We start from the raw sequence: 6,993 nt of genomic DNA on the forward strand, positions 1-6,993 counted from the left end.
GAGTTATGCCTGTTAAATTATAAGTGACAGATCAAATATATTGACTCTTCTAGAAATTATCTGCGTTACTCTGTGTTAATCAGCCCTACATCTGCGGTCGATCTATCAATCAAGAAATTATGTAATTCAAGTCTAAATTGAGGAAATTGCGATCGCACTGAATAAAAATTAAACAAATATTCTCCTAGCCGGATTGCCGGATTGCCAAATCTAAAATCTACAATGGTATTGTCCCGCTGGGGATGGTTTTTAGGTTAGATTCGATCTACGTATGCCTGAGATTAGAGGTTATAGATGGAAATAGGCGTCCCCAAGGAAATCAAGGATTTGGAGTTTCGAGTCGGGCTTAGCCCCACAAGTGTCCGGGCTTGTTCGGACAAAGGCCACGTAGTTTTCGTAGAAACGAATGCTGGTGCTGGGGCCGGTTTCGCGGACGAGGACTATGTTCAAGCAGGGGCTAAGATTGTCTTAAAGGCTTCAGATGTCTGGAAGCGCGAACTAATTGTTAAAGTTAAGGAACCGCTGCCTGCTGAGTATCCACTGATACAAAAAGAGCAGTTGCTGTTTACATATTTGCACTTGGCTGCCGATCGTACATTAACCGAACACTTAATCAACAGCGGAGTCCAGGCCATCGCCTACGAAACCGTCGAACTCCCGGACAGAAAATTGCCACTGCTGACGCCGATGAGTATTATTGCAGGGCGTTTGGCCGTGCAGTTCGGAGCTCGGTTTCTGGAACGACAGCAAGGCGGCCGGGGCGTACTTTTGGGCGGCGTACCGGGGGTAAGACCGGGTAAAGTTGTGATTTTGGGCGGCGGAATTGTCGGCACAGAAGCAGCCAGAATTGCTGTAGGAATGGGCGCGAGAGTGCAAATTTTAGACGTAAATGTCGATCGCTTAGCCTACTTGGAAACTCTGTTCGGTTCCAGAGTAGAATACCTCTACAGCAGTCCTTTGCAAATTGAAGCAGTTGTTCCCGATGCTGATTTGTTAATCGGTGCGGTTTTGGTATTGGGCAAAAAAGCTCCGGTGCTAGTTTCTCGCGAATTTGTTGCGAAGATGCACCCCGGTTCTGTGATAGTTGACGTAGCCGTTGACCAAGGTGGCTGTGTCGAAACTTTGCGGGTAACTTCTCACACAACTCCTACTTATGTTGCGGAAGGAGTCGTGCATTACGGCGTGCCGAATATGCCCGGTGCTGTGCCTTGGACTGCGACTCAAGCTTTGAATAACAGCACTTTGCCTTATGTTTTGCAGTTGGCAAATAACGGGATTAAAGCTTTGGAAATGAATCCGAGTTTAGCGAAGGGATTGAACGTGCAGAATTACCGATTGGTGCATCCGGCCGTGCGCGAGGTTTTCGCAGATTTGGCTGATTAGATTCCCATTTTTTCAGCAAATCCCGTAGGGTGCGTCAGATCAAAGCTTGGGGATTATTAATAACCGGACGCGATCTGACGCACCCTACTCAACTACACACCGTTTTGCGATGTTTGGCTAACAGTAAATCATCGAAACTCAAGGATTTCTCAACTCGAACACTAATTTGTGCAAAATATTACTCGCAGCCCAGAAAAAAAATAAATTACCCAAAACACTTGACAGATTCGCGGAGGTATGGCAGAGTAGTAATTCGTGACCGATGCGGAACTGGCGGAATTGGTAGACGCGCATGATTCAGGTTCATGTGGTGCAAGCCTTCCGGGTTCAAGTCCCGGGTTCCGCATTCCCAAGGCAGAAAAAAGTTTGGGGTTAACCCGATACAGGCAATAACCCCATTCGCTCTGCTGAATTAAACAATGTTGACAAGTATTCAAAATCCCCTAGTTAAAGAAATCCGCAAGCTGCACAGCTCGAAGGGACGCAGGGAACAACAATTATTTTTACTCGAAGGGACGCACTTGCTCGAAGAAGCTTGCGCTGCCAAATACCCGCTAGCAACAGTTTGCTGCACTCCAGAATGGCTGGATCAGCACGGGGAACTTTGGGAGCAAGTTGGTAATTTAGCCGATCGCACAGAATTAGTAAGTGCAAAAGTGTTAGAGTCGATCGCCACTACAGTCCAACCCGACGGCATTGTCGCCACCGCACCCCGCACTGCAACAGAGCCCGCAAAATTGTCAACTTTAGGAATAGCCCTAGAAACAATCCAAGATCCCGGCAACTTGGGGGCGATCGTCCGCACGGCTGCGGCTGCTAATGCTGACGGTTTGCTGCTGAGCGCAGACAGCGCCGATTTAGACCATCCCAAAGTGCTACGCGCCTCAGCAGGAGCTTGGTTTAAGCTGCCAATGGCAGTCAGTCCAGATTTAACCGCCGAAGTCTCCGCCTATAAAAATCGAGGAATGCAAATTTTAGCAACTGTCGCCGGGGCCAGTTTAAGTTATTGGGAAGTAGATTTGCGAGTGCCGACTCTGATAGTTTTGGGGAACGAAGGCTCTGGTTTGTCGGAAGAATTGAGGAGTTTGGCCGATCGACAAATCCAAATTCCCCTGAGTCGTGGCGTAGAATCTTTAAATGTGTCGATCGCCGGAGCCCTCATCTTGTACGAAGCTCAACGGCAAAGAAGTCAGTCGATTTGAGATTTACTCGCCGTCAGGAATCTGGGACATTGAACCAGGGCTGTTTCATTCTCTGATCCGATCGGCAAAAGTAAAAGCGATCGCGCTATCTGATAAGATTTTTAGCGATCGCTCAAAAAAACATATATGCTGACTCTAATCACTTCTTGTTATCTCCTGATTTTTTTCCTCTTCTGGAAGATACAATTTGCTCAGTTTGAAATGAAAATTGTCCTTCCTAAAATTATCACAACCGTTGATTTAGCACTGGCAGATAATCCTCCAGTCAAACCTATACGTCGGGGATTAACTTCAGGAGTTTCTGCGGTAAGTCTCCTTAAAAATGGTGAGCATTTTGTCACTAATTCTACTGTTCAGTTAACTTCTAGTTTAGTTGAACTCTATTAAAATGCTCATTCACCAACTTTAGCACTTCTTGAGCGATTAATTTGTTGGCTTTTGGGGTAAAGTGTCCATCACCAATAAAGTTACTGAGATCATTAGCAGGAACAATATTATGGTTACTGACATAGGGAATTGAACCATTTTCTAAGGTTGGTTTGAGTGCTTGGAACAAATGATCTTCATATCCACGATCATTAAGAATAAGCACAATTGGCATTTTACCGTCAGCTTTCGCTGTGGCTGCGAAATCGTTAACTATTGCCCTTAAAACTGAAATTTCTGATTCGGCCTTAAACCCTGTTGGACTATGAATTTGATTTGTAAGTGTGAGCTGATGACGTTGTGCTAAAGCTCTGCGAATCAATCGGATAATTACCGAATTATCCAGCCATTTTTTCTGGAATATAAATCCATTAAAAAATTGATCGTGTTCTTTAAGTTGATTAACAAATGCGTTCCACTGTGGCTTATTTTGGAGGGTCGCCCGAAGTTGAGCTAAAGACATGACATTGGGCGATATCGCCTTCAGCTTTCCATCTTCCAAAAAGTATCGTGGGTAGGTGTAAGGTGCTGGTCCTTCAAATTGCCAAGTCATGCCGTTAAGAGTTCTGAGTCCTTTAACGCTAGAAGCTAACAGTCCCAAAATTACTATATCCGCTTGATGCTTACCTCGATCTAAATTGTAGGCAGCGAAGGAGTAATTAGGCGGAGCAGCAGGTCCGGCGATCGCTCTAATCATCAGCCTCGAATCCATTTCCTCCATGGCGGTGCCGACCTGATTGGAAAATGACATACCGTAGATGGCAATTAGTAAATCTTTATCGGAAGTTCGGCTAACGGGTATATTTAACTTCTTCCATAGTTCTGGATCTAACCAGCCAGCAATTGCTATAGGTGAACTTAATTCATCCGTAGAACCGACCATCCGTGAAAGCTTGCCCTCAATAGAGCGCCCATATTCAAAATATGTATTGAGTTGCCCTGGAGAAGTTGCTAAAGGATCTGACGGATATGGAAACATAAAATTGATCGAAAAATCGAACATCAATAGGAAGAAAATGATCCACAGTCCGGTGACGAATTTTTTACGCATGGCATTGCTGATAGCTGGTTTAAAATTGAGAATAGATGAACTGTGCAGGGGCATTGCTTTCTCCCATCAATAAAATAATAATGAGTGCTGCATAAAAAGCTGCACGGGCTGGGGTTGGATAACGACGGTAAAAATCGGGATTATCAGTTTGGTAAGCCCACAATTCATAGCCGATAAGTAGTGGAATGCCCAAGATAGCAGGTAATGGGGGTGTAGGCAGACTGAGCGCCAAGTTTCCGAAATCTCCAAACAGAATTTTTGTAAAGGAGATAATCTGACTCAGGGAAGTGGCTTTAAACAACAGCCATCCATAGCAAGTCAGCATAAAAAAGAATAGAGTTGCGACTAATCCTTCTAGAAGTTTGAACTTATTTTTGCTCGGTAGTTGTTTGTTAGTAGTCTTAGGGGTAAAAGCTCGATACACAGACAAAAGCATCCCCTGATAAAATCCCCACAGGATAAAGTTCCATGCTGCCCCATGCCAAAGTCCGCCCAGTACCATTGTTGTCATCAGATTTTGATAAGTTTGGCGCTCGCCTTGACGGTTTCCCCCAAGTGGTATATATACGTAATCCCGTAGCCAAGTAGAGAGGCTAATGTGCCAGCGACGCCAAAACTCGCTGGGATCTTTAGAAAAATAGGGCAGATTGAAATTGAGTATTAGTTCTATACCCAACAATTTGGATACACCTCTAGCGATGTCTGAATAACCACTAAAATCGCAATAGATTTGAATGGCGTAGAGGAAAGTTGCTAAAATGATATCAATCCAAGAAACATTTCCGTTAGTCCCATAAATTGCATTGACTGAACCAGCTAATCCATCCGCGATCGCTACTTTCTTCACCAATCCAAATAATATCAGAAATAAACCTTGAACAGATTGCTCAAAACTGATTTTTCGCGGATTTGAAATTTGAGTAAGTAACTGTGAAGCTCGATCTATAGGGCCAGCAAACAATGGGGGAAAATAAGCCAAGAAGAGAGCAAAGTCTAAAAATTGGTGTGATGCTTTCAGTTTGCCTCGATAAATGTCGCAAGCGTAGCTGATGGCTTTAAAAGTGTAAAACGAGATGCCTAGAGGCAGAATGATGTTTAAATGCAATAAGTTGCTATGAATCCCCAGGGTATGAATTACTCTTTCAGCACTGGTAATAAAGAAATTGAAGTATTTAAAGAAGCCTAAAAGTGCCAAGTTACTGCCTACACAGAGCCACAGGAACAAATGGCGGCGCTGTTTTTCCTCAAGAGCGGTGAATTGGGGATACAGCAGGTTAGCAATTGCTACAACTACCAGGGCCGCCATTAATATCAACCAGCCGGAAAAAGAAGCCGGTAATAGTTGTGTCCATTGTACTGACACCGCTATGGGTGCTATACTTACCTGAAGGGCATTCCATTGAACTGTATTAAATAACAACGCCCCTAATACAACTGACAAAGAAACAATCCTGCGGTTAGAAGATTCTAATCGACCAGTATCAATCATTTCCCCGCAGTAGAAATCAATTGCGGTGGAAAGAAGCATTAAAAACAGGAAATTAACATTCCACCAGCCGTAGAATACATAGCTACCAATCAGCAACACCAAGTTTTGACTGCGGAAAGGAAGGATGCGGTACAAGATATAGGTAACTAGAAAAAAGACTAGGAATTCAATTGAGTTAAATGTCACTTATTCTCCACCTGACTATTTGCAAAAAGTAGCTATTTTTATCTCTTATGTATGTTAGTCGAGATGAGCGATAAATTATCCTATAAACCGGGGCAATAGGAGAAGGAAGAAATCACTCGCTAAACCTAAGAGGGTGTTTGAAAAGTCGGACAGGGTGTTTAAAAAAACTAACCTGGCTTGGGAAGAAGCGGCGATCGCCTCTAACCTAGATAGTGGCAGATCGGGATGGGGCGAATCAGCGGGGAGGGCGATCGCTCCCGCATACAAACACAAAAAAAAACCGCCATAAATTATAATCCAGAATGTGAAATCTTTCTAGGTTATTAGGCTTGCGATTACAGGCATAGATGTCAAATGCGTTCTATTGTACCGATCGCCCGCAACCGATCTAAGCGTGCTGGTAATTTACTGGAGTTGTCCCACCCCTGAATTGTTTTGACCCAAACACCTACTTTTGCAGCAAACTCACTAATTTTGTACATGAACAATAAGTATTTTTATTCTTATTGTCTACAAATTTCTAGGCTTCTTGATACTCCCTAGCCTGAAAAGGCGAGGGGATTCTTGAGGAAGCCAGATTCGGATTTTCACTCTTGGCTATCTTGTCGCCGCTACTCACTCAGCTTGAATTTCTTCAAATATTGCGTATACTTTGGTTTTTTGCGCGATCGCGAGTCCATCACTACGCAAAATATCTGGTAAGCTGTTCGGCATTTAAAAGACGATAGTATGGTGCGGAGCGTAAAGAAGTGTTTACCTTGTAAGCTGTTCGGCATTTAAAAGAGGATAGTAGGGTGCGGAGCGTAAATAAGCGTTTCCCAAGTATAGTAAGTATTCGCTTCTGACCCACCTTACCTGGATCGTTAATAGTTTAAATGTGTAACAGCTTAAGCTCTACCTCCTGTTATTATTTGCCCTTTAACTATTCCGAATCTTGCGTCGGATCAGTCCGTTGCCGGAATTACTTGGCAACACCGGGCGTTTCAACACGTAGATGGTTATTCTTACTTGATCTTTTGGATCATAACATCAGCTTTTGACTAACTATGTAAAGTATCTGTAAAGAAATATTCAAGGTGGTTGAAACCACTACCGACTTTTCCCCTAGTTGATCGCCCCTGGCGCAGGTCTCGTTCTTCGGTCAACCTCCCCATCTCCCCATCTCCCCCTCACCCCATCCTGAGAGGTGTAGGTTTTTTACAACTAGGAGGAGTTACAAGCATAAAAGGCATCCACAGGAGTGTGAGGGAAGGAAC

Annotated in this window: 7 protein-coding genes and 1 tRNA gene; 5 read left to right on the forward strand and 3 right to left on the reverse strand. The window is 43.9% G+C overall.

Annotated features, from left to right (window positions below; all coding sequences use genetic code 11):
• Positions 1–294 precede the first annotated feature (294 nt).
• The 4 genes from ald to QUA83_RS24130 all read left to right on the forward strand — a co-directional run bounded on the left by ald (position 295) and on the right by QUA83_RS24130 (position 2,972).
• The gene (gene ald, locus QUA83_RS24115; RefSeq protein WP_333296394.1) at positions 295–1,383 is read left to right on the forward strand and encodes an alanine dehydrogenase; all 1,089 of its coding nucleotides are present in this window, start codon (positions 295–297) and stop codon (positions 1,381–1,383) included.
• 264 nt (positions 1,384–1,647) lie between these two features.
• Positions 1,648–1,729, forward strand: a tRNA-Leu gene (locus QUA83_RS24120).
• A 73-nt stretch (positions 1,730–1,802) separates the two neighbouring features.
• Positions 1,803–2,585, forward strand: coding sequence for an RNA methyltransferase (locus QUA83_RS24125; RefSeq protein WP_333156662.1), 783 nt, complete (start codon positions 1,803–1,805; stop codon positions 2,583–2,585).
• Between the two features lie 126 nt (positions 2,586–2,711).
• Positions 2,712–2,972 (forward strand): hypothetical protein, encoded by a 261-nt coding sequence (locus QUA83_RS24130; RefSeq protein WP_333097341.1) that lies wholly within the window; start codon positions 2,712–2,714, stop codon positions 2,970–2,972.
• Here the strand turns inward: QUA83_RS24130 and QUA83_RS24135 are convergent.
• Positions 2,950–4,116, reverse strand: a complete 1,167-nt coding sequence (locus QUA83_RS24135) for a hypothetical protein (protein WP_333156660.1) — start codon at positions 4,114–4,116, stop codon at positions 2,950–2,952. The genes QUA83_RS24130 and QUA83_RS24135 overlap by 23 nt on opposite strands.
• The gene (locus QUA83_RS24140) at positions 4,082–5,737 is read right to left on the reverse strand and encodes an MBOAT family O-acyltransferase (RefSeq protein ID WP_333296395.1); all 1,656 of its coding nucleotides are present in this window, start codon (positions 5,735–5,737) and stop codon (positions 4,082–4,084) included. Before QUA83_RS24140 ends, QUA83_RS24135 begins: the two co-directional genes overlap by 35 nt.
• 154 nt (positions 5,738–5,891) lie before the next feature.
• Between QUA83_RS24140 and QUA83_RS24145 the strand changes: the two genes are divergently transcribed.
• Positions 5,892–6,026 (forward strand): hypothetical protein, encoded by a 135-nt coding sequence (locus QUA83_RS24145; protein ID WP_333296398.1) that lies wholly within the window; start codon positions 5,892–5,894, stop codon positions 6,024–6,026.
• Positions 6,027–6,087: 61 nt separating this feature from the next.
• On the opposite strand, the gene QUA83_RS24150 is transcribed toward QUA83_RS24145, so the two are convergent.
• On the reverse strand, positions 6,088–6,219 hold the full coding sequence (locus tag QUA83_RS24150; protein WP_333296399.1) for a hypothetical protein: 132 nt from the start codon (positions 6,217–6,219) through the stop codon (positions 6,088–6,090).
• Positions 6,220–6,993: the final 774 nt, after the last annotated feature.

The organism is Microcoleus sp. K1-B1, from assembly GCF_036704705.1.
GTDB lineage: Bacteria > Cyanobacteriota > Cyanobacteriia > Cyanobacteriales > Microcoleaceae > Microcoleus.